Below are 20,317 nucleotides of genomic sequence, written 5' to 3' on the forward strand. Positions count from 1 at the left end.
GGCCCCGCCCTTCCGGGCGTGCGCCACATCGTGGCCGTCGCCTCGGGCAAGGGCGGCGTCGGCAAGTCGACCACGGCCTGCAACCTCGCGCTCGCCCTCTCGGCCCAGGGCCTCAAGGTCGGGCTGCTCGACGCCGACATCTACGGCCCCTCGGTGCCCAAGCTGTTCGGGCTGTCGGGCAAGCCCCGCGTCATCGAGGAGCGCCTGCTCGCCCCGATGGAGGGCTTCGGCATCAAGGTGATGTCGATCGGCTTCCTGATCGAGCCCGAGACGGCGATGATCTGGCGCGGGCCCATGGTGCAGTCGGCCATCACCCAGATGCTGCGCGAGGTCGCCTGGGGCGAGCTCGACGTGCTGGTGGTCGACATGCCCCCCGGCACCGGCGACGCGCAGCTCACCATGGCGCAGGCGACCCCCCTGTCCGGGGCGGTCATCGTCTCGACGCCGCAGGACCTCGCCCTGATCGACGCCCGCCGCGGCGTCACGATGTTCCGCAAGGTCGCGGTGCCGATCCTCGGCGTCATCGAGAACATGGCGACCTTCGTCTGCCCGCATTGCGGCACGGCCTCGCACATCTTCGGGCATGGCGGCGCGCGGGCCGAGGCCGAGCGGCTGGAGGTGCCGTTCCTCGGCGAGGTGCCGCTGAACATGACGATCCGCGAGAGCTCCGATGCCGGCCGCCCCGTGGTGGCGGTGGACCCGGACGGCCCGCACGCGCAGGTCTATCGCGGCATCGCCGCCAAGCTCTGGGGCAACCTGACCGGCGGCCCGGCCCCGCGGGCGGCCCCCCGCATCGTCATCGAGTAGCCGCGATGGCGCCGGTGCTGGGCGTGATCCTCGCCGGCGGGCTGGCGCGCCGGATGGGCGGGGGCGACAAGCCTCTGCGTCTCCTGGGGGGCCGCACCCTGCTCGACCGGGTGCTCGCCCGGTTCGCGCCCCAGTGCGCGGCCGGCGTGATCCTCAACGCCAACGGCGATCCCGGCCGCTTTCCCGATTTTCCGGGCGCGATCGTGCCCGACGGCGTGCCGGACAATCCCGGCCCTCTCGCTGGCATCCTCGCCGGGCTGGAGCACGCGGCCGCCCATCATCCGGACGTGCGCCACCTCGCCAGCGTCTCGGGCGACGCGCCGTTCCTGCCCCGCGACCTCGTCGCGCGCCTCGCCGGGGCGGCCGGGCAGGACGACGCCATCGCCATGGCGGCCTCGGGCGGACGCGAGCACTTCACGGTGGCGCTCTGGCCGGTGGCCCTGCGGGCGGACCTGCGCGCGGCCCTGGTGGAGCGCGGCGAGCGCCGGGTCGGCGCCTTCCTGAGGCGCCACGGCGCGGTGGCGGTGTCCTGGCCGGCGGAGCCCCACGACCCCTTCGCCAACATCAACGCGCCGGAGGACCTGGCGGCGGCCGAGGCCCGCCTCGCCGAGACACGCCTCGCCGGGACCGAGGACGCCTGACGCGTCAGGTCGGCGCGCTTTTCATTGCGGCGCGCGCCCGCCAGCGCGGATAGAGCAGCCCGAGGGCGAGGCCGCCGAGGACGAGGCCTGCGGCGCCGAGTTTCCAGCCCGGCAGCGGCTCGCCGAGCCAGAGGGCCGAGGCTCCCATCCCGAAGACCGGCACCAGCAGGGCCATCGGGGTGACCAGGGCGGCGGGGTGGCGCGCCAGCAGCCAGCCCCAGGCCGCGTAGCCGAACATCGTGTTGCCCACCGATTGCCAGACCACCGCGGCCCAGGTCGCCCGGTCGGCCCGCAGGATGCCGTCGCGGATGGCGTCCCAGCCTTCGAGGAGGAACGAGGCGGCGAGGAGCGGCGGCGCCGAGAACAGGCTCGCCCAGACGACGTAGGGCAGCATCGCCCGCACGCCGCTGCGCTTGGCCGCCATGTTCCCGCCGGCCCAGCTCAGGGCGGCGCAGGCCACGAGCCCGAGGCCGAGGGGCGTCGTCGCGGCATCGGTGTGGGCGGCGATGACGGCGAGGCCCGCCGCCGCGAGGCCGAGGGCCGCCCATTGGTGGCCGGACACCCGCTCGCCGGCGAGGCGGACCGAGAGGCCGATGGTGAAGAAGACCTGGATCTGGATCACCAGCGAGGCGAGGCCGGGGGCGATGTGGCCGCGCAGGGCGATGAACAGCAGGCCGAACTGTCCGGCCCCGATCAGCAGGCCGTAGGCGGCGAGGTTGCGCCAGGGGACCGCCGGGCGGCGCAGCAGGAACACCCCCGGCAGGGCGGCGAGCACGAAGCGCAGGGCGGCGAACAGCAGCGGCGGCAGGTGGTCGAGCCCGATCCGGATCACGACGAAGTTCGTGCCCCAGACCGCCACCACCGCCAGGGCGAGGAGGACGTCGCGGAGCGGGAGGGTGCCGGTCATGGCCCGCCGTTTTCCAGCCTCGGGGTGGCGTGCCAAGTCTCGCATCGCCCCGAAACGAAAGAAGTGTCCGCACGTTCGCGCGGACACTTCCCTCGGACGTCGATCGATCGGCCGGCCGGGATCAGGCGGCGCCGACGGTCGCCTTGACGATCTTGTCCGGCGAGCGCGGCGGCTCGCCCTTGTTCAGGGTGTCGACCACGTCCATGCCTTCCACGACCTTGCCCCAGACGGTGTACTGCTTGTCGAGGAAGCGGGCATCGCCGAAGCAGATGAAGAACTGCGAGTTGGCCGAGTGCGGGAAGTTGGTGCGCGCCATCGAGCAGGTGCCGCGCACGTGCGGCTCGGCGTTGAACTCGGCGTTGAGGTCGGGCAGCTCGGAGCCGCCCGAGCCGGTGCCGGTCGGGTCGCCGGTCTGGGCCATGAAGCCGTCGATCACGCGGTGGAACGGCACGCCGTCGTAGAAGCCCTGCGCGGCGAGCGTCTTCAGGCGCTCGACATGGTTGGGGGCGAGGTCGGGGCGCAGCCCGATCACGACGCGGCCCTTGGTGGTCTCCAGGATGATGGTCTCGGTCTCTGCCATGGGTCTAGACTCCTTTTCCCTTGGGTCCTTGGTAGATGAAGCGGAGCGCGATCGGGCGCCCCGCGATGGCCGCGCCGAGGGCGGGGGTGATCCGGGCGGGCGTGCAGCGCCGGATCGCCGCCAGGGTCGCATCCGTGAGGATGCGGTAGGCGCGGGTGTCCGAATCCTGCGTCGAGAAGGTCACCCGGGGCGTGCCGATGACGGAGCCGTCCCGGCGCAGGGCGAAGCGGGCGGTGATCTCGGTACGCTCGAAGCGGGCCAGGCCCTCCGGGACCTCCCAGCACGCGGCGAGCGCGGGATAGAGCGCCCGAAGCGTGTCGGCCGGCTCCCGGGTGTCGGGAAGCCTCCTGCCATCCGGGGGCTTTTCGCCGTCGGCCATGCCGTTCAGCGGAACCTGGACGGTGCCCCGCAGGGTCTCCGGCAGGGTCAGCGGGCCCGTGGGGGGCGCCGCCCGCACGGGGAGCCCGACGGCGAGGAGCGCCGCGAGAGCCCCGAGATGGGCGCCGCCCCGCAAGCTACTTGGCTCCCTGCGCCATCTGCATCTTCACGATCTTGTCGGGGTTCTGCACCGCCCCGCCCGGCGCGCCGGGGGACGCCTTCTTGATCGCGTCCACCGCCTCCATGCCCGAGGAGACGAGGCCGACCACGGTGTACTGACCGTTCAGGAACGGCGCGTCGCCGAGGCAGATGAAGAACTGCGAGTTGGCGGAGTTCGGATCGGACGAGCGGGCCATGCCGACGGTGCCGCGCTTGAACGGCGCCTGCGAGAACTCGGCCGGGATGTTCGGCAGGCTGGAGCCGCCGGTGCCGTTGCCCTTCGGGTCGCCGGTCTGGGCCATGAAGCCGTCCATCACCCGGTGGAACTTCAGGCCGTTGTAGAAGCCCTGCTTGATCAGGGTCTTGAGCTGGGCGACGTGCTTCGGGGCGATCTCCGGGCGCAGCTCGATGGTGACGCGGCCGTCCTTGGTGTCGAGGTACACCGTGTTCTCGTCCAGCGCCCAGGCCGCGGGGGTCGAGGCGAGCAGGCCGGCGAGGCTGAGGAGGGCGAGGCGGCGATTCAGTCCAAGGGCCATGGGGGCAGCATGCTTTCGTTGGTCGTGACGGTGAGGAAGGTTCAGGCCGCCGCGAAGCGCTCGGCGAGGCGCGCCGCCACCAGCGGCGGCACGAAGGGCGAGACGTCGCCGCCCATGGCGGCGATCTGGCGGACGAGGGTGGCGGTGATCGGGCGGACGCCGGTGGAGGCGGGCAGGAACACGGTCTGCACCTCCGGCGCCATGGCGCCGTTCATGCCGGCGAGCTGCATTTCGTAGTCGAGGTCGGTGCCGTCGCGCAGGCCGCGGATGAACACGCTGGCGCCGACCCGCCGCGCCGCCGTGACCGCGAGGTCGTCGAAGGTCACGATCGTCAGCGCCGTGCCCTCGGCCTCGGCCAGGGGCTCGCAGGTGGCGCGCAGCAGCTCCGCCCGCTCCTCGGGTGAGAACATCGGCGCCTTGCCGGGATGCACGCCGATGGCGATGACGAGGGTCTGCACGAGCCGGCACGCCTGACGGATGACGTCGAGGTGTCCGTTCGTGACCGGGTCGAACGAGCCGGCGTAGAGGGCGGTGCGGATCATCGCGGCCCGGGGTAGAGCATTTCGACCCGAAACGGAACCTCCGGCCCGGACACGAAAACGGCGTAAGCCGCTCGGCGGTGCGCGGACGGCCGCCGGGCCGCCCCGCCACGGGGGTGCGGTTCGCGAGGCGCTACACGGCCTCGTCGCCGCCCTCGCTCTCGTCCTCGCCCTCGATGTGCTCGACGGACACGACCTTCTCGGTCTTCTCCGTGTTGAACACCGTCACGCCCTGCGAGGCGCGCCCAACGATGCGGATGTCGTCCACCGGCACGCGGATGAGCTGGCCGCCATCGGTGACCAGCATGATCTGGTCGGAGGGCTGAACCGGGAAGGACGCCACGAGATTGCCGTTGCGGGCGTTGACCCGCATCGCCGTGATGCCTTTGCCGCCGCGGCCCGAGGTCCGGTACTCGTAGGACGAGGTCCGCTTGCCGAAGCCGCGCTCGGAGAGGGTGAGGACGAACTGCTCGTTGGCGCCCATCTCGTTGTAGCGGTCCAGGGAGATGGCGCTGGCTTCGGCCACCCCCTCCTCCGCCTCGGGGCTCGCCGTCTCCTCACCCTCCACTCCGTCGCCGATCACGGCGCGGCGCATCTTGAGGTAGCCCGCCCGCTCCTCGGGCGAGGCATCGAAGCTGTTGAGGATCGTCATCGAGATGACACGGTCGTCCTTGGCGAGGTTGATGCCGCGCACGCCGGTGGAATCGCGGCCCTTGAAGACGCGGACGTCCTCGACGGGGAAGCGGATGCACTGGCCGGCCTGGGTGGTGAGCAGCACGTTCTGGTCGGCGCGGCAGATCTCCACGTGGACGATGTGGTCGCCCTCGTCGAGCTTCATGGCGATCTTGCCGGCCCGGTTCACCTGCACGAAGTCCGAGAGCTTGTTCCGGCGCACGCTGCCGCTCGCCGTGGCGAACATGACGTCGAGGGTCTCCCAGGAGGCCTCGTCCTCGGGCAGCGGCATGATGGTGGTGATGCGCTCGGTGCCGGCATCCATCGACAGGATGTTGACCAGCGCCTTGCCGCGGGCGTTCGGCGCCGCCATGGGCAGGCGCCAGACCTTCTCCTTGTAGACCTGGCCCTGGTTCGAGAAGAACAGCACCGGCGTGTGGGTGTTGGCCACGAACAGGCGGGTGACGAAATCCTCGTCGCGGGTGGCCATGCCGGAGCGGCCCTTGCCGCCGCGGCGCTGGGCCCGGTAGGTCGAGAGCGGCACGCGCTTGACGTAGCCGGCATGGGACACGGTGACGACCATGTCCTCCCGCTGGATCAGGTCCTCGTCCTCGACGTTCGAGTCCCAGTCCAGGATCACGGTGCGGCGCGGGGTGGCGTAGGCCTCGCGGACCTCCGCGAACTCGTCCTTGACGATGCCCATGATGCGCAGGCGCGAGCGCAGGATGTCGAGATAGTCGGCGATCTCGTCGGCGAGCTTCTTGAGCTCGTCGCCGATCTCGTCGCGGCCGAGCGCCGTGAGGCGCTGCAGGCGCAGGTCCAGGATGGCGCGGGCCTGCACCTCGGAGAGGCGGTAGGTCCCGTCCTCGGCGACCCGGTGGCGCGGATCGTCCACGAGGGCGATGAGCGGCGCGATGTCGTGAGCCGGCCAGCTGCGCGCCATCAGGGCGTCGCGGGCGGTGTTGGGATCGGGCGAGGTCCGGATCAGCCGGATGACCTCGTCGATGTTGGCGACCGCGATGGCGAGGCCGCACAGGACGTGGGCGCGCTCGCGGGCCTTGTTGAGGAGGAACTTGGTCCGCCGGGAGACCACTTCCTCGCGGAAGTCGATGAAGGCCTGGAGCAGGTCCTTCAGGTTCATCAGCTCGGGGCGGCCGCCGTTCAGCGCCACCATGTTGCAGCCGAAGGAGGATTGCAGCGGCGTGAAGCGGTAGAGCTGGTTCAGCACCACGTCCGCCATGGCGTCGCGCTTGATCTCGACAACGATGCGCATGCCGTCGCGGTCGGATTCGTCGCGGAGATCCGAGATGCCCTCGACGCGCTTCTCCTTCACCAGCTCGGCGATCTTCTCCATGAGCGTCGCCTTGTTCACCTGATACGGGATCTCGGTGAAGATCAGCGCCTCGCGCTCCTTGCGCAGCTCCTCGACATGGGACTTCGCCCGCATGATGATCGAGCCGCGGCCCGTGGCGTAGGCCTGGCGCGTGCCGGCGCGGCCCAGGATCGAGCCGCCGGTGGGGAAGTCGGGGCCCGGTACGAACTCGGTGAGCTGCTCGATCGAGAGGCCGGGATCGTCGATGAGGGCGACGCAGGCGTCGATCAGCTCGCCGAGATTGTGCGGCGGGATGTTGGTGGCCATGCCGACCGCGATGCCGCCGGCGCCGTTGACCAGCAGGTTGGGGAAGCGCGCCGGCAGGACGGTCGGCTCCTCGCGCGACTCGTCGTAGTTCGGCTGGAAGTCGACGGTGTTCTTGTCGATGTCGGCGAGCAGCGCGTTGGCCGGCTTGGCGAGGCGCGATTCGGTGTAGCGCATGGCCGCCGGCGGATCGCCGTCCACCGAGCCGAAATTGCCCTGCCCGTCGATGAGCATCAGGCGCATCGAGAAGTCCTGCGCCATGCGGACCAAGGCGTCGTAGATCGATTGGTCGCCGTGCGGGTGGTAGAGACCGATCACGTCGCCGACGATGCGGGCCGACTTGACGTATTTGCGCTCGGGCAGGTGCCCGCTCTCGTAGGCCGAGTAGAGGATGCGCCGGTGCACGGGCTTGAGGCCGTCGCGCGCATCCGGCAGCGCCCGGCTCACGATCACGCTCATGGCGTAATCGAGGTAGGAGCGCTTCATCTCGTCGGTGATCGACACGGGCTTGATGTCGGAGGCGGGCGGCGGCGTGCCGGCGCCCGGAATGTTGTTCTCTGCCAAGGTCTTCGGTCTCTACCTGTCCGGGGTCCGGAGCGTCGGCGGCAAGGGTCGGGTCCGCCCGCTCACGGCGTTGTCGCGCGCGTCTCCGGCCGCTGAGCCGAACCGTGCGATGTGCTGCCCGAACCTATAGCGCATCTCGTCGGCCCAGGCCAACAAATCGCCGCTTAACCCCCTGGTAACGAACGGTTTGCCCGTGCCGCTCCGGTCTGCCCGGGACGGCGGTTCGCGGCCTGCCCCTAGAGGAACTTCGCCGGGTCCGTGCTCGGCGGGGCCGGCTTCACGTCGGTGCGGTTCCACCAGCCGCCGCCGAGGGCCTGGAACAGGGCGGCGGTGTCGGCATACTGGTTGGCGCGCGCGCCCGCCGAGGTGACGAGGGCCGAGAGGTAGGATTGCTGCGCGATCAGCACCTGGGTGCTGTTGAGGGCGCCGGCCGCGTATTGCTTGCGGATGAGGCCGAGGCTCTCGCCGGTGGCCCGCTCGGCGGCGGAGGCCGCCGCCACCGCCTTGGCGTCGGATTGGAGCGCGCGCAGGGTGTCGGCGACGTTCTGGAAGGCGCCGATCACCACCGCCCGGTACTGGGCCTGGGCCTCGTTCAGCGTCTCCTCCGCCGCGCGCTGGCGCCGGAACAGGGTCCCGGCATCGAAGATCGGCTGCGCCACCGTGCCGACGATGCCGTAGAACGAGGCGGCCGAGGTCGCGAGCTGCGCGATCCGAACCGCGCTGGCGCCGCCATTGGCCGTGATGTTGAACTGCGGCAGGCGGTTCGCCACCGCGACCCCCACCGCCGCGCTCGCCTGCTGCACGTTGGCCTCCGCGGCCTTCACGTCCGGGCGCTGCTGCACGAGGCGCGAGGGCAGGCTCACCGGCAGGTTGGTGGGCAGGCGCAGGGAGGCCAGGGTGAAGGTCGGCGCGATCTCCTCGCTGGGCAGGCGCCCGACCAGGGCGGTCAGCAGGTTGCGCTGCTGGGCGAGCTGCTTCTCCAGAGGCGGGAGCAGCTGCATCGAGACCGCGAGGGCGGCCTGCTGCACCACCACGTCGGCCCCGGCGATCTGCCCGAGGGAGAGCTGCTTGTTGTAGAGGTTCAGGACGTCGGTCTGGGCCTGGATCACCTTGCGGGTGGCGTCGATCTGGGCACGCAGCGATGCCTCCTGGATCGCCGCCAGGACGACGTTCGTGGTCAGCGTCAGATAGGTCGCCTCGAGCTGGAAGCGCTGGTTCTCGGCCTGCGCCTCCAGGGACTCGATCTGGCGCCGGTTGCCGCCGAACACGTCGGGCGTGAACGAGACCGTCACCTGCGGCGTGTACAGGCTGTAGAACAGCTGCCGGGTGTCGTTGAGCGGCCCCTGCAGGGCGCCGCCGGGCGCCTTCTGGCGCGAGCCGAGGCCGTTGGCCGTCACCACCGGGAACAGGGTGCCGCGCTGCGCCTCGACGTTCTCCTGCGCGATCCGCAGGGCGGCCTGCGCCGCGTCGAGGTTCGGGTTGTTGGCGAGCGCCTCCGCCACCAGGCGGTCGAGGGCGGGGGAGCGGAACAGCGTCCACCACTGGCCCGGGACGTCGGCGCCCGAGACGAAACTCTGGTCGGCCGAGCCGCCATGGACGGTGCGGATGTTGTCGGCGGCGGTGGGGTTGCCCAGGGGCTCGCGGGTGTAGCGGGTCACCGGCGGATCGGCCGGCGGCACGTAGTCCGGGCCGACGACGCAGCCGCCCAGGCCCGTGACCGCGAGCACGAGCAGACCCTCGCGGAGGCGGCGTCTCCGGCCCCGTCCGGCGGGTGCCGCGTTCTGGGGGGATGCCACCATCGTGCCGAGAATTCCTGTCGCCGTGCGGCGCCGTAGAGGCGCCGGGGCGGGGCCGAAGTCAACGCGGCCGGCGGCGCGCGCGCGGGTCCGTGATCGGCGCATCACGCGTGCTCCGCCTGGGCCGCCGCCCGGGCGGCGGCCTCCGTCGGGCGCGCGGCCGGCACGCGCCGGGAGAACAGGGCGATCAGGATCGGGACCACCACGAGGATGAGGTTCGGCGCGAGCAGGATGCCGCCGACCACCACCAGGGCGAGCGGCTTCTGGACCTGCGAGCCGATGCCTGTGGAGATCGCCGCCGGGAGCAGGCCGACGCAGGCGGCGACGCAGGTCATCATCACCGGGCGCATGCGCACGTTGGCGGCGTGCCACACCGCCTCGGTCCGGGCCCAGCCCTCGTCGATGAGCTGGTTGTAGTAGGAGAGCAGGATCACGCCCTCCATGGTCGAGATGCCGAAGAGCGCGATGAACCCGATCGCCGCCGAGATCGAGAACGGCGTCATCGTCAGGAACAGCGCGAAGATGCCGCCGATCATCGCCATCGGGATCACGCTCAGCGTCAGCCCCATATCGGTGACGGAGTTGAAGTTGACGTAGAGCAGCAGGGCGATCAGCGCGATCGTCACCGGGACCACGATGGTCAGGCGCTGCACGGCATCCTGCAGGTTGGTGAACTGGCCGACCCATTCGAGGTGGAACCCGGGCGGCAGGGCCACCTCCTCGGCGATGCGGGCCTGCGCCTCCAGCACCGCGCCGCCGAGGTCGCGCCCGCGCACCGAGAACTTCACCGGGATGTAGCGCTCCTGATTCTCGCGGTAGATGAAGGCCGCGCCGGAGACGAGCTCCACGGTGGCGATCTCCGAGAGCGGGACCTGGACCACGCCGCCCGCCGGGTTGGCCGCCCCGACGGTGATGTTGCGGATGGTCTCCAGGCTGCGGCGGTACTGGGGCGCGAGGCGCACCCGCATGGGGAAGTGCCGGTCCGAGCCGTACTCGTAGAGGTCGCCCGCGGTCTGGCCGCCGATGGCCGCCTGGACGGTGGTGTTCACGTCGCCGGGCGACAGGCCGTAGCGGGCGGCCTTGCGCCGGTCGATGTCGATCCGCACCGTGGGCTGTCCGAGGGAGGCGAAGACCGCCAGATCCGCGATGCCGGGCACCTTCGCCAGGGTGGCCTTGATCGCCTCCGCGGTCCTGGTCAGGTCGTTGAGGTCGTTGCCGTAGATCTTGACCGAGTTCTCACCCTTCACCCCGGAGGCCGCCTCCTGGACGTTGTCCTCGATGTACTGGGAGAAGTTGAACTCGATGCCCGGGAAGGCCTCGTCGAGCCGGGCCGAGAGGTCGCGCACGAGCGTCTCCTTGTCGAGGCCCTTGCGCCAGGTGTCGAAGGGTTTCAGGGGCGCCAGGATCTCGACGTTGAAGAACCCGGTGGCGTCCGTCCCGTCGTCGGGGCGGCCCTGGTGCGAGAGCACGGTGACCACCTCCGGCACCGCGGCGATGATCTTGCGCAGGCGCTCCACGTAGGCGTTGCCGGCCTCCAGGGAGATCGAGGCCGGCATGGTGCCGCGGATGTAGAGGTTGCCCTCCTCGAGCTTGGGCAGAAATTCGAGGCCGAGGCTGCGGGCGGCGAGCCCCGAGACGCCGAGCATCGCCAGGATCACGAGGAGCGACAGCACCTTGTTGCGCAGGCCGAAGCGCAGGATCCGCACGTGGCCGAAGCGCAGGAGCCGCACGATCAGGGTGTCGCGCTCCTCCACGTGCTTGGGCAGGATCAGGGCCGAGAGGGCCGGCGAGACCGTGAAGGTGGCGATGAGGCCGCCGAGCAGCGCGTAGGCGTAGGTCTTGGCCATCGGCCCGAAGATGTGCCCCTCGACGCCGGTCAGCGTGAAGAGCGGCAGGAAGCCCACGATGATGATCGTGGCCGAGAAGAAGATCGCCCGGTTCACCTCGGCGCCCGCGAGGGCGATGGTGCCGAGGCGCCCGGTCAGGCCGCCCGGCGGCGCCTGGCCCTCGCCGTGCTCCGGCTCGGCGAGGTGCCGGAAGACGTTCTCCACCATGATCACGGTGGCGTCGACGATGAGGCCGAAATCGATGGCGCCGAGGGAGAGGAGGTTGGCCGAGTCGCCGCGCAGCACGAGGATCAGGATGGCGAAGCCCAGCGCGAAGGGAATCGTCGCCGCCACGATGATCGCGCTGCGCAGGGAGCCGAGGAACAGCCACTGCACCACGAAGACCAGCGTCACGCCGAAGACGAGGTTGTGCATCACCGTGTGGGTGGTGGTGTGGATGAGCCCGCTGCGGTCGTAGATCCGCTCCACCCGCACGTCCGGGGGCAGGAGGCCGCTGGCGTTGATCTTGTCGATCTCGGCGTTGACGAGGCGCAGGGTCGGCAGGCTCTCGCCGTCGCGGCTCATCAGCACGATGCCCTCGACGATGTCGTCGTCGCCGTCGTGCCCGACGATCCCGAGGCGCGGCGCGTGCGAGACCCGCACCTCGGCGACGTCGCGCACCAGCACCGGCACGCCGTTGACCTGGGTCAGCATGGTGTCGCGGATGTCGTCCATGTCGCGAATGAGGCCGATGCCGCGCACCACCGCCGACTGCTCGCCCACGTTCAGGGTCTGGCCGCCGACGTTGATGCTCGAATTGTTCAGCGCGGTGACGAGCTGGACCAGGGTCATGCCCTGGGCCTGGAGCCGGTTCAGGTCGACGGCGATCTCGTATTCCTTGGTCCGGCCGCCGAAGGCCGTCACGTCGACCACGCCCGGAATCGCCTTGAACCGGCGCTGCAGCACCCAGTCCTGCAGGGTCTTGAGATCGGTGGAGGAGTAGCCCGGCGGCCCCGTCACCTTGTAGCGCATGATCTCGCCGACGGGGCTCGTGGGCGAGATCTGCGGCTGGGCGCCGCCCGGCAGGGGCGGCAGCTGCGACAGGCGGTTGAGCACCCGCTGCAGCGCCTCCTGGTAGGTGAAGGCGTAGGTGAACTGCACCTTCACGTCCGAGAGGCCGAACAGCGAGATGGTGCGCACCACGGTGGCGTTGGGGATGCCGGCGAGCTGCACCTCCAGGGGAATCGTGATGTAGCGCTCGATCTCGTCGGCCGATTGCCCGGGATTCTGCGTGATGACGTCGACCAGCGGCGGCACCGGGTCGGGATAGGCCTCGATGTTGAGCTGCGTGTAGCTGGCATAGCCGAGCGCCAGCATCACCAGGAACAGCAGGCAGACCAGCACGCGCTGGCGCAGGGCGAAGACGATCAGGCTGTTCATCGCAGAGGATTTCCGGCCGCGGCCCGAGAATGAGAACGAGGAAGGGGCCCCGGGCCCGGCGGGTCAGGACGCCTTGTCACCGCTCGTCGCCCGATCCATGAACACGGCCCCGCGCGTGACGATCGCCTCCCCGACCGCGACCCCGGCGGTGACCTGCACCATGCCGCGGGCCGTCAGGCCGAGGGTGACGTCGCGAGCCTCGATGGCCCCGTCGGGCCGCGCGATCCAGACATGCGCGCGGGCGCCCTCGTACACGATGGCGGCGGCGGGCACGGCCGGCGCGGTCTGCCCCGGCCCGGTGAAGATCGTGAAGCTCGCGAACATCTCGGGCTTGAGGACCTGGTCCGGGTTCTCGACCTCGCTGCGCACCGCGAGGCGGCGCGTGGCCGGGTCGAGGCTGGCGGACAGGTAGTCGACCCGTGCCTTGAAGATCCGGTCGCCGAAGCCCGCCACCGTCGCCTCGACCTCCTGGCCGATCCGGATGCGCGGGATCTCGCTCTCGCGCACGTTGGCGACCAGCCAGACCGTGGAGAGGTCGCCGATCACGAAGACCGGATCGCTGGAGGTGGAGAGGTACTGGCCGAGGCCGACCTTGCGCTGGACGATGGTGCCGGCGATGGGCGCCCGGATCTGGGTCTCGGGGCTGAGGGTCCCCTTCTTCTCGAAGGCCGCGATCTCCGCGTCGGTCTTGCCGAGGAGGCGCAGGCGGTTCTTCACCGCCTCGAGGCCGGCCTCGGCGGTCTTCAGGTCGCTCTGCGCCCCGATGACGTCGTTCTGGGCCGACTGGTAGTCCTTCAGGGCCACGGCCTTGGCCTGGAACAGCTCCTGCTGGCGCGCCGCGATGGTCTGGTCGAGCTTCAGCAGCGCGGTGGCCTTGGCGAGGGTGTTGAGGGCGGTCTGGTAGTCGTTCTGGGCCTGGACCATGTCCGAGGCCTCGAGGGTGAGGAGCACGTCGCCGGCCTTCACCGCGTCGCCGGCGCGCACCAGCACCCGGGTCACCCGGCCGGCATAGGGCGAGGTGACCGGGACGTTGTCGTCGTCGTTGAGGGCGATGCGGCCCTCCGCCAGGCCTTCGGGCCGGAAGTTCACCGCCGCGACGGGCACGATGTCGAGGGCAGCGCGCTGCGCCGGGCTCGGCCGGAAGAGGCGGGCCGGGCCGCCCTCGCGCGGCTCGCCGCCCGCGGCGGTCTCGGCCCCGCCCGCCCCGAGACGCTCCCGGATCGCCGTGCTCAACCCCGTGAAGACGCTCATGACCGGGCCGGGCCAGAGACTAGCGGCCACCAGCGCGCAGATCAGCAGTCCGAGGGGCGCGAGAATGGTCGCGATCGTGCGTTTTGTCCCGGTCATGTGCCGCAGGAGAGCTTTCAGGTTGAGCGCCGGAGGACGGGTCGCGGGCGGATGGGTGTTTCGGAGGCCTTGGGGAGGACCCGGAGTGCTGTATTTCAGGATGGTTCTTCTTGGCGAATACGCGTCCCACCAGATCTGAGCGTTCCTGTTCGAGGGTCGGACAGGTCAAAGGAATCGGCCGAGATTGTCTTAAATCAAGTCGCTCCGCTTTTGTGTGACGCTGTTCGTGGCAAATTTTCGATGGGCTCCCGAGCCGCCGGCAGGCGCCGTCGGCCGTCCGCCGGGCGGGCGCTTCGCGCGAAGGGTCGCCCGAGCGCCGAGATCGGTGGCCCGCCTTGGCCGGCGCCGCGTGCTCGCGAGGCCTCCGGGGCGGAGTGAGAAGGCCAAGCTTGCCCGCGAGTCAATCCGCCGTCGGCGGGTCCGGAGGGCGCCCGGCCGCTGCGCGACGGGCGGTTGGAAGCGGCTGACGATTTCGTGTTGTCCGAGCCGCGTCGGTCCAGGCCGCGTCCGCCCTGCCTCGATCCGGACGGGGCGCGAAAAGGCGGCGATTCTCCGTCCGCGCCGGGCCGCCGGCTTCCGGGGAGAGTTACGGGCGGCCCTGCTGGACCGGTAGCGAGGGGGGGACCTTCGTCAGCACGTGCGAACTGCTCGACCCCGTGATCGTCACGGTCATCTGCTGGCCGTCGATCAGTCCGATGTACTGGCGAGAGCCGATCTGAAACACGATCATGCCACCGGTCACGTCCCGGATGTTGAGCGGGCTCCACTCGAACGGCTTCTCCGGATTGTCGTTCGCCTGAACGGCATCCTGATCGACGCGGATCTGAAGGCCGTCGCCGACCCACCGGCCTTCGAGGAACTTGCGCATGCTGGATTCGGCCGCGGCCGGGGCGAGGCCGAGCAGGAAGCCCGTCGCGACCATGGTCGACCATCGCGTGCCCTTCACGGCATGCCTCCCGTGCCCCCGCGTCCCACGGACCGCGCCATCGCCCCGTAATCCGGCAGGCATTCTGCGCGCAAGATCCGTCCGGCGCGAGCCGCTCCGGTTTCCCGGCCGCTCAGGGGGGCGCGGGGGCGGACCTCTCGCTCACCGGGGCGGCATCGCCATCGGTCATCCGTCACCGTGACGGCCGGAGCCGACGGCCTGTCCATGGCCTGCACCGTCCGCCTCGTGGAGAAGGCTCAGGATCCCGGCGACCATGGGGCGCCCGGAAGGCCGGGGCCGGTCGTTCGCGCAGGAGATTTCGAAACGCTGTCCGGCTCGAACCCTGGCTCAATCCATTCGGCGATCGCGAAGCAGGATGAAAACCGCGGGAACCGGACCAGGAGGGCCGATAGGCCGGCCGCCTCGCGGATGTCCGCCACCTGGGGGGATCGGCTGATGTTAATGGTCGGAGCGAGAGGATTCGAACCTCCGACCCCTAGTCCCCCAGACTAGTGCGCTAACCGGGCTGCGCTACGCTCCGACGCCCCTCGCGGGGTGAGGGGTCTTTAGCTTTCCGGTCTGCGGGGCGCAACCCCAAAACACCAAGCCCGGATGCGGGGTCCGCATCCGGGCTCGGTTCGGTCTCAGGCGTGGGAGGGCGCCGCGTGCGGGTCGTGCTTGTCCGGCGTGGTGTTGTGCGGGTCCTTGCCGCGCTTCTTGGCGAGCCAGATCAGGAAGTTCCGGATCACCACGTAGAAGACCGGCGTGAGGAAGAGGCCGAACACCGTGGCGCCGATCATGCCGAAGCACACGGCGGTGCCCAGCGCCTGGCGCATCTCGGCGCCGGGGCCGGTGGCGATCACCAGCGGCACCGTGCCGAGGATGAAGGCGAAGGCCGTCATCAGGATCGGGCGCAGGCGCAGGCGGCAGGCCTCGACGGCGGCGGCCACGGGGCCCTTCCGCTCGGTCTCCTCCAGCTGGTGCGCGAACTCCACGATCAGGATGGCGTTCTTGGCCGCGAGACCGATGAGCACGATCAGGCCGATCTGGGTCAGGATGTTGTTGTCCTGGCCCCGCAGCTGCACCCCGAACAGGGCCGCCAGCACGCCCGTGGGCACCACGAGCAGGATCGCCAGCGGCAGCGCCCAGGATTCGTACTGTGCCGCGAGCACCAGGAAGACCAGGAGCACGCCGAGCGCGAACACGTAGATCGCCGTGTTGCCCGCCGCCTTCTGCTGGTAGGCGATCTCGGTCCAGTCGTAGGAATAGCCGTCCGGCAGGGTGTCCTTGGCAAGGGCCTCCATGGCATCCAGCGCCTGGCCGGTGGAGATGCCGGGCTTGGCCGTGCCCTGGACGGGCACGGAGTAGTACAGGTTGAAGCGCTGGACGATCTGCGGGCCGGTGATCTCGCGGATCGTGGCCAGGGTCCCCATCGGCACCAGGGCGCCGGTGGAGGAGCGGACCTTGAGCTGCTCGATGTCCTGCTTCGAGACGCGGAACTGCGCGTCGCCCTGCACGCGCACCTGATAGATGCGGCCGAGCGTGTTGAAGTCGTTGACGTAGGCGCCGCCCAGCGCCGTCTGCACCGTCGAGAAGACGTTGCCGAGCGGCACGTTCAGCATGCGCGCCACGGTGCGGTCGATGTCGAGGTAGAGCTGCGGCGTGTCGTTGCCGAAGGTGGTGAACACCCGCTGCACGTCGTTGCTCTGGTTGGCCTTGCCGAGCACCTCGCCGACGGCGCCCAGCAGCGGGCCGATGGCCGAACTCTGCCGGCTCTCGATCTGCATCTTGAAGCCGCCGCCCTGGCCGAGACCGCGCACCGGCGGCGGCGGGATGACGATGATGCGGGCTTCCTGGATGTCGGCGGTGGCCTTGATCACGTCGTTGGTGATGACGCCCGCGCTGCGGCCCTGCGCGGCGCGCTCTTTGGCGCCCGCCAGGGTGATGAACATCACGCCCGAGTTGGTGGTGTTGGTGAAGGTGGCGCCGTCGAAGCCCGCGATGATGACGGTGTTGGTCACGCCGTCGATCTTGCGGGCCGCCGCCGCCGCCCGGTTCACCACCTCGGTGGTGCGGTCGAGGGAGGCGCCCGAGGGCAGCTGCACCACGCCGATGAGGTAGCCCTGGTCCTGGTCGGGGATGAAGCCCGTGGGCGTGGTCTGGACGAGGTGGAGGGTGGCGGCGATGACTCCCGCATAGACGATCAGCATCGCGATCAGCCCGATCGCGTAGTTGGTCAGGCCGTAGATGATCCGGCCGTAGGTGTTCGAGAGCCAGTCGAAGCCCTTGTTGAACATGTCCGCGAGCCAGGCGACGAAGCGGAAGAGGAAGAACTTCGGCTTGGCGTGCTCGTGGTGGGGCCTGAGGAGCAGCTTGCAGAGCGCCGGTGACAGCGTCAGCGAGTTGAACATCGAGATGATGGTCGAGGCCGCGATGGTGAGGGCGAACTGCTTGTAGAACTGGCCCGTGATGCCGGGGATGAAGGCGGTGGGAATGAACACCGCCGAGAGCACGAGCGCGATGGCGATGACGGCGCCGCCGACCTCGTCCATGGTCTTGTGCGCGGCGTCGCCCGGGGACAGGCCCTCGGCCATGTTGCGCTCGACGTTCTCCACCACCACGATGGCGTCGTCGACCACGATGCCGATGGCGAGCACCAGCCCGAACAGCGTGAGGTTGTTGAGCGAGAACCCGAAGGCCGACATGGCCGCGAAGGTGCCGACGAGCGAGACTGGGATCGCGATGACCGGGATGAGGGCGGTGCGCCAGCTCTGGAGGAAGACCAGCACCACGATCACCACCAGGGCGACGGCCTCGAAGAGCGTCTTGTAGACCTCGTGGATCGACTCCTCGATGAACTCGGTCGGGTTGTAGGCGATGCGGTACTCGATGTCCGGCGGGAAGTTCTGCTTCAGGTTGTCCATCACCTTGCGCACCGACGCGGCGGCGTCGAGGGCGTTGGTGCCGGGACGCTGGAAGGCGCCGATGCCGATGGCGGGCGTGTCGTTGAGGAACGAGTTGGTGGTGTAGTCCTTCTGGCCCATCTCGACGCGGGCGATGTCCTTCACCCGGACGAGGCGCCCGTCGGAGGCCTTGACGATGACGTCGGCGAATTCCTCGGGACTCTGGAAGCGGCCCTGCGACTGCACGATGAGCTGGAAGGCCTGTCCCGTGGCGGCCGGCGGCGAGTTCAGGGCGCCGGCGGCCACCTGCACGTTCTGCTCGGACAGGGCCGTGATCACGTCGGAGGTGGTCAGGCCGTAGGCCGCGAGCTTGTTCGGGTCGAGCCAGACGCGCTCGGCGTACTCGTTGCCGCCGAAGATCGTGATGTCGCCGACGCCGTCGAGGCGCAGGAGCTCGTCGCGGATGTTCAGGTAGATGTAGTTGGCGAGGTAGTTCTGGTCGTAGGTCTTCTTCGGCGACAGCAGGTGCACCACCAGCATCAGGTCCGGCGAGGCCTTGCGCACGGTGACGCCGAGGTTGCGCACGTCGGGCGGCAGGCGCGGCTGGGCCACCGAGAGACGGTTCTGGACGAGGACGTTGGCGATATCGAGGTTGGTGCCGACCTTGAAGGTCACGGTGAGCAGCATGTTGCCGTCGTTGGTGGACAGCGACGTCATGTAGAGCATGTTGTCGACGCCGTTGACCTCCTGCTCGATCGGGGTCGCGATCGTGGCCGCCACCGTCTCGGCGTTGGCGCCCGGGAAGCTCGCGCGCACCGTCACGGTCGGCGGCACGATCTCGGGATACTGTGCGACGGGCAGCGACAGGTAGGCGACGTAGCCGAGGATGAGGAAGACGATCGACGTGACCGACGCGAAGATCGGCCGATCGACGAAGAAGTGGGCAAAACGCATCGCTTGAACCTCTCGCCGCATGCGGCCCGCGGGGGCGGGTTCGAGGCGGCACCGTTTCTTCGTCAGCGGTCTGTGGGTCGCCTCCCGGCCGCGAGCGGCCGGGGATGTCTCGTGTCGGGTCCGGGTCTCGCCCGATCAGGTCTTGCTGGGCGGCAGGGTCGAGGTTTCGGCCGCGACCTTGGCGCCGGGGCGCACGCGGCTGACGCCGTTCACCACCACGTTCTCGTCGCCCTTCAGGCCCTCGCGGATCACCCGGTAGCCGTCGACCTTCGGGCCGAGCTTGACCTCGCGCAGGGCCACCGTGCCGTCGTCGGCGACGATGTAGACGATGCGCTTGTCCTGGTTGGCCGAGACCGCCTCGTCGGGCAGCAGGATGCCCTGGAACGGCTTGGTGGCCGGCAGCGAGACGACGCCGAACAGGCCGGGCTTGATGAACCCATCGGGGTTCTCCACCGTGGCGCGCAGGAGCACCGTGCCGGTGGCGTTGTCGACCCGGTTGTCCACGAAGTCGAGGGTGCCCTTGCGGGTCGGCTTCGCCTCGCCGGTGAGCGCGATCATGATCGGGACGCCCTTGCCCTTCTGCGTCTCGCCCATGCCGATGCCGAGGCTGCCCTGGTACTTCAGGAACGAGCGTTCATCGACGGTGAAGCCGAAATAGATCGGGTCCAGGGAGACGATCGTCGTCAGCAGGGTCTGGTCGGTGATGACGATGTTGCCCTCGGTGACCAGGCGCCGGCTGATGCGGCCGGAGATCGGGGCCTTCACCTCGGTGAAGTCGTAGTTCAGCTGGGCCTGGCGCAGCTGCGCGTCGGCGCTGTCGACGTCGGCTTGCGCGGTCTGCGAGGCCTGGCGGCGCTGGTCCGTCACCTGCTCGGAGATGTTGCCGGACTTGCTGAGGGTCTGGGCGCGGTCGAGGTCGGTCTGCGAGAAGTTCAGCCGGGCCTTGGCCGAGACCAGGGCCGCCTGGGCCTGGTCGAGGGCCGCCTTGTAGGGCCGCCGGTCGATGACGAAGAGCAGGTCGCCCTTCTTCACCGTGGCGCCGTCCGTGAAGTTGACCTTGTCGAGGTAGCCGGTGACGCGGGCCCGGACGTCGACGATGTCCACCGGGTCGAAGCGGCCCGTATAGGTGTCGGTCTCGACGATCTGGCGCACCACCGGCTTGGCGGTGGTGACCTTCGGCGGAGGACCGCCGGGGGCCTGGGCCTCGGCGGGGGAGACGAGGGCCGGCGCGACGAGCGCTGCGGCCGCCAGCCCGAGAGCCGGAAGAAAACTGAAGAAGGAGCGCATGCGCATCTGGTTATTCCCTACGCTGCGCCAGCTAGAGGTCCGGGCCGGATCGTGTCGTGCGTTGCCACACATGTTCTGGTCATCTTCAGACTTCGACCGGTTCACCCGAACCGGCCCAGTCCTTGAACCCGCCGGCATAATGCGCCTCGATCGGCAGGCCGGCATTCTGCGCCGCCGCCAGCGCATGGACCGAGCGCACGCCCGACATGCAGGAGAAGACCGGGCGCCGGCCGTCCTCGGCGATCAGCGCCGCGATGGCGCCGGTGTCGAAGGTCGAGAGCGGATGCGGCACCGCGCCGGGGATGTGCCCCTGCGCGAACTCGTGCGGTTCGCGCACGTCGATCACCAGCATCGAGCGGTCGGCGAGGCCGGCCTTGATCGCATCCCGGTCGAGGTCGACAACCTTCATCCGCCCATTCC

At 70.0% G+C, this 20,317-nt stretch carries 15 protein-coding genes and 1 tRNA gene; 2 read left to right on the top strand and 14 right to left on the bottom strand.

From position 1 onward, the window contains the following. The coding region (locus AC3WLN_RS09515) for an Mrp/NBP35 family ATP-binding protein (protein ID WP_492480772.1) at positions 1-807 on the top strand (807 nt) is incomplete at its 5' end. Between the two features lie 5 nt (positions 808-812). Beyond that, positions 813-1,448, top strand: a complete 636-nt coding sequence (gene mobA, locus AC3WLN_RS09520) for a molybdenum cofactor guanylyltransferase MobA (RefSeq protein WP_492480773.1) — start codon at positions 813-815, stop codon at positions 1,446-1,448. Positions 1,449-1,452: 4 nt separating this feature from the next. Here mobA and AC3WLN_RS09525 read toward each other — a convergent pair whose 3' ends face one another. From AC3WLN_RS09525 to AC3WLN_RS09590, 14 genes are all read right to left on the bottom strand, one after another. Then, positions 1,453-2,355, bottom strand: coding sequence for an EamA family transporter (locus tag AC3WLN_RS09525; protein WP_492480774.1), 903 nt, complete (start codon positions 2,353-2,355; stop codon positions 1,453-1,455). A gap of 121 nt (positions 2,356-2,476) precedes the next feature. Further along, positions 2,477-2,935, bottom strand: coding sequence for a peptidylprolyl isomerase (locus AC3WLN_RS09530; RefSeq protein ID WP_463776407.1), 459 nt, complete (start codon positions 2,933-2,935; stop codon positions 2,477-2,479). 4 nt (positions 2,936-2,939) lie between these two features. Next, positions 2,940-3,392, bottom strand: coding sequence for a UCP034077 family protein (locus AC3WLN_RS09535; RefSeq protein ID WP_492480819.1), 453 nt, complete (start codon positions 3,390-3,392; stop codon positions 2,940-2,942). Between the two features lie 58 nt (positions 3,393-3,450). Then, positions 3,451-3,996 (bottom strand): peptidylprolyl isomerase, encoded by a 546-nt coding sequence (locus tag AC3WLN_RS09540; protein ID WP_492480820.1) that lies wholly within the window; start codon positions 3,994-3,996, stop codon positions 3,451-3,453. A gap of 53 nt (positions 3,997-4,049) precedes the next feature. Beyond that, positions 4,050-4,550 carry a pantetheine-phosphate adenylyltransferase gene (gene coaD, locus AC3WLN_RS09545; RefSeq protein ID WP_492480775.1) on the bottom strand — a complete coding sequence of 167 codons (501 nt, stop codon included), beginning with the start codon at positions 4,548-4,550 and terminating at the stop codon, positions 4,050-4,052. A gap of 130 nt (positions 4,551-4,680) precedes the next feature. Continuing rightward, positions 4,681-7,419 (bottom strand): DNA gyrase subunit A, encoded by a 2,739-nt coding sequence (gene gyrA / locus AC3WLN_RS09550; protein ID WP_492480776.1) that lies wholly within the window; start codon positions 7,417-7,419, stop codon positions 4,681-4,683. A gap of 236 nt (positions 7,420-7,655) precedes the next feature. Further along, entirely contained in the window at positions 7,656-9,218 is a 1,563-nt protein-coding gene (locus tag AC3WLN_RS09555) for an efflux transporter outer membrane subunit (RefSeq protein WP_492480777.1), read from the bottom strand. Between the two features lie 101 nt (positions 9,219-9,319). Next, positions 9,320-12,481 (bottom strand): efflux RND transporter permease subunit, encoded by a 3,162-nt coding sequence (locus AC3WLN_RS09560; protein ID WP_492480778.1) that lies wholly within the window; start codon positions 12,479-12,481, stop codon positions 9,320-9,322. Positions 12,482-12,544: 63 nt separating this feature from the next. Further along, entirely contained in the window at positions 12,545-13,828 is a 1,284-nt protein-coding gene (locus AC3WLN_RS09565) for an efflux RND transporter periplasmic adaptor subunit (protein WP_492480779.1), read from the bottom strand. A 586-nt stretch (positions 13,829-14,414) separates the two neighbouring features. Next, positions 14,415-14,774 carry a hypothetical protein gene (locus AC3WLN_RS09570; RefSeq protein ID WP_492480780.1) on the bottom strand — a complete coding sequence of 120 codons (360 nt, stop codon included), beginning with the start codon at positions 14,772-14,774 and terminating at the stop codon, positions 14,415-14,417. A gap of 442 nt (positions 14,775-15,216) precedes the next feature. Then, positions 15,217-15,294, bottom strand: a tRNA-Pro gene (locus AC3WLN_RS09575). Between the two features lie 103 nt (positions 15,295-15,397). Then, the gene (locus tag AC3WLN_RS09580; RefSeq protein WP_492480781.1) at positions 15,398-18,610 is read right to left on the bottom strand and encodes an efflux RND transporter permease subunit; all 3,213 of its coding nucleotides are present in this window, start codon (positions 18,608-18,610) and stop codon (positions 15,398-15,400) included. A gap of 135 nt (positions 18,611-18,745) precedes the next feature. Then, positions 18,746-19,897 carry an efflux RND transporter periplasmic adaptor subunit gene (locus AC3WLN_RS09585; RefSeq protein WP_492480821.1) on the bottom strand — a complete coding sequence of 384 codons (1,152 nt, stop codon included), beginning with the start codon at positions 19,895-19,897 and terminating at the stop codon, positions 18,746-18,748. 85 nt (positions 19,898-19,982) lie between these two features. Continuing rightward, positions 19,983-20,306, bottom strand: coding sequence for a rhodanese-like domain-containing protein (locus tag AC3WLN_RS09590; RefSeq protein ID WP_463776383.1), 324 nt, complete (start codon positions 20,304-20,306; stop codon positions 19,983-19,985). Positions 20,307-20,317 lie beyond the last annotated feature (11 nt).

It is taken from the genome of Methylobacterium sp. FW306-05-D (assembly GCF_058782155.1).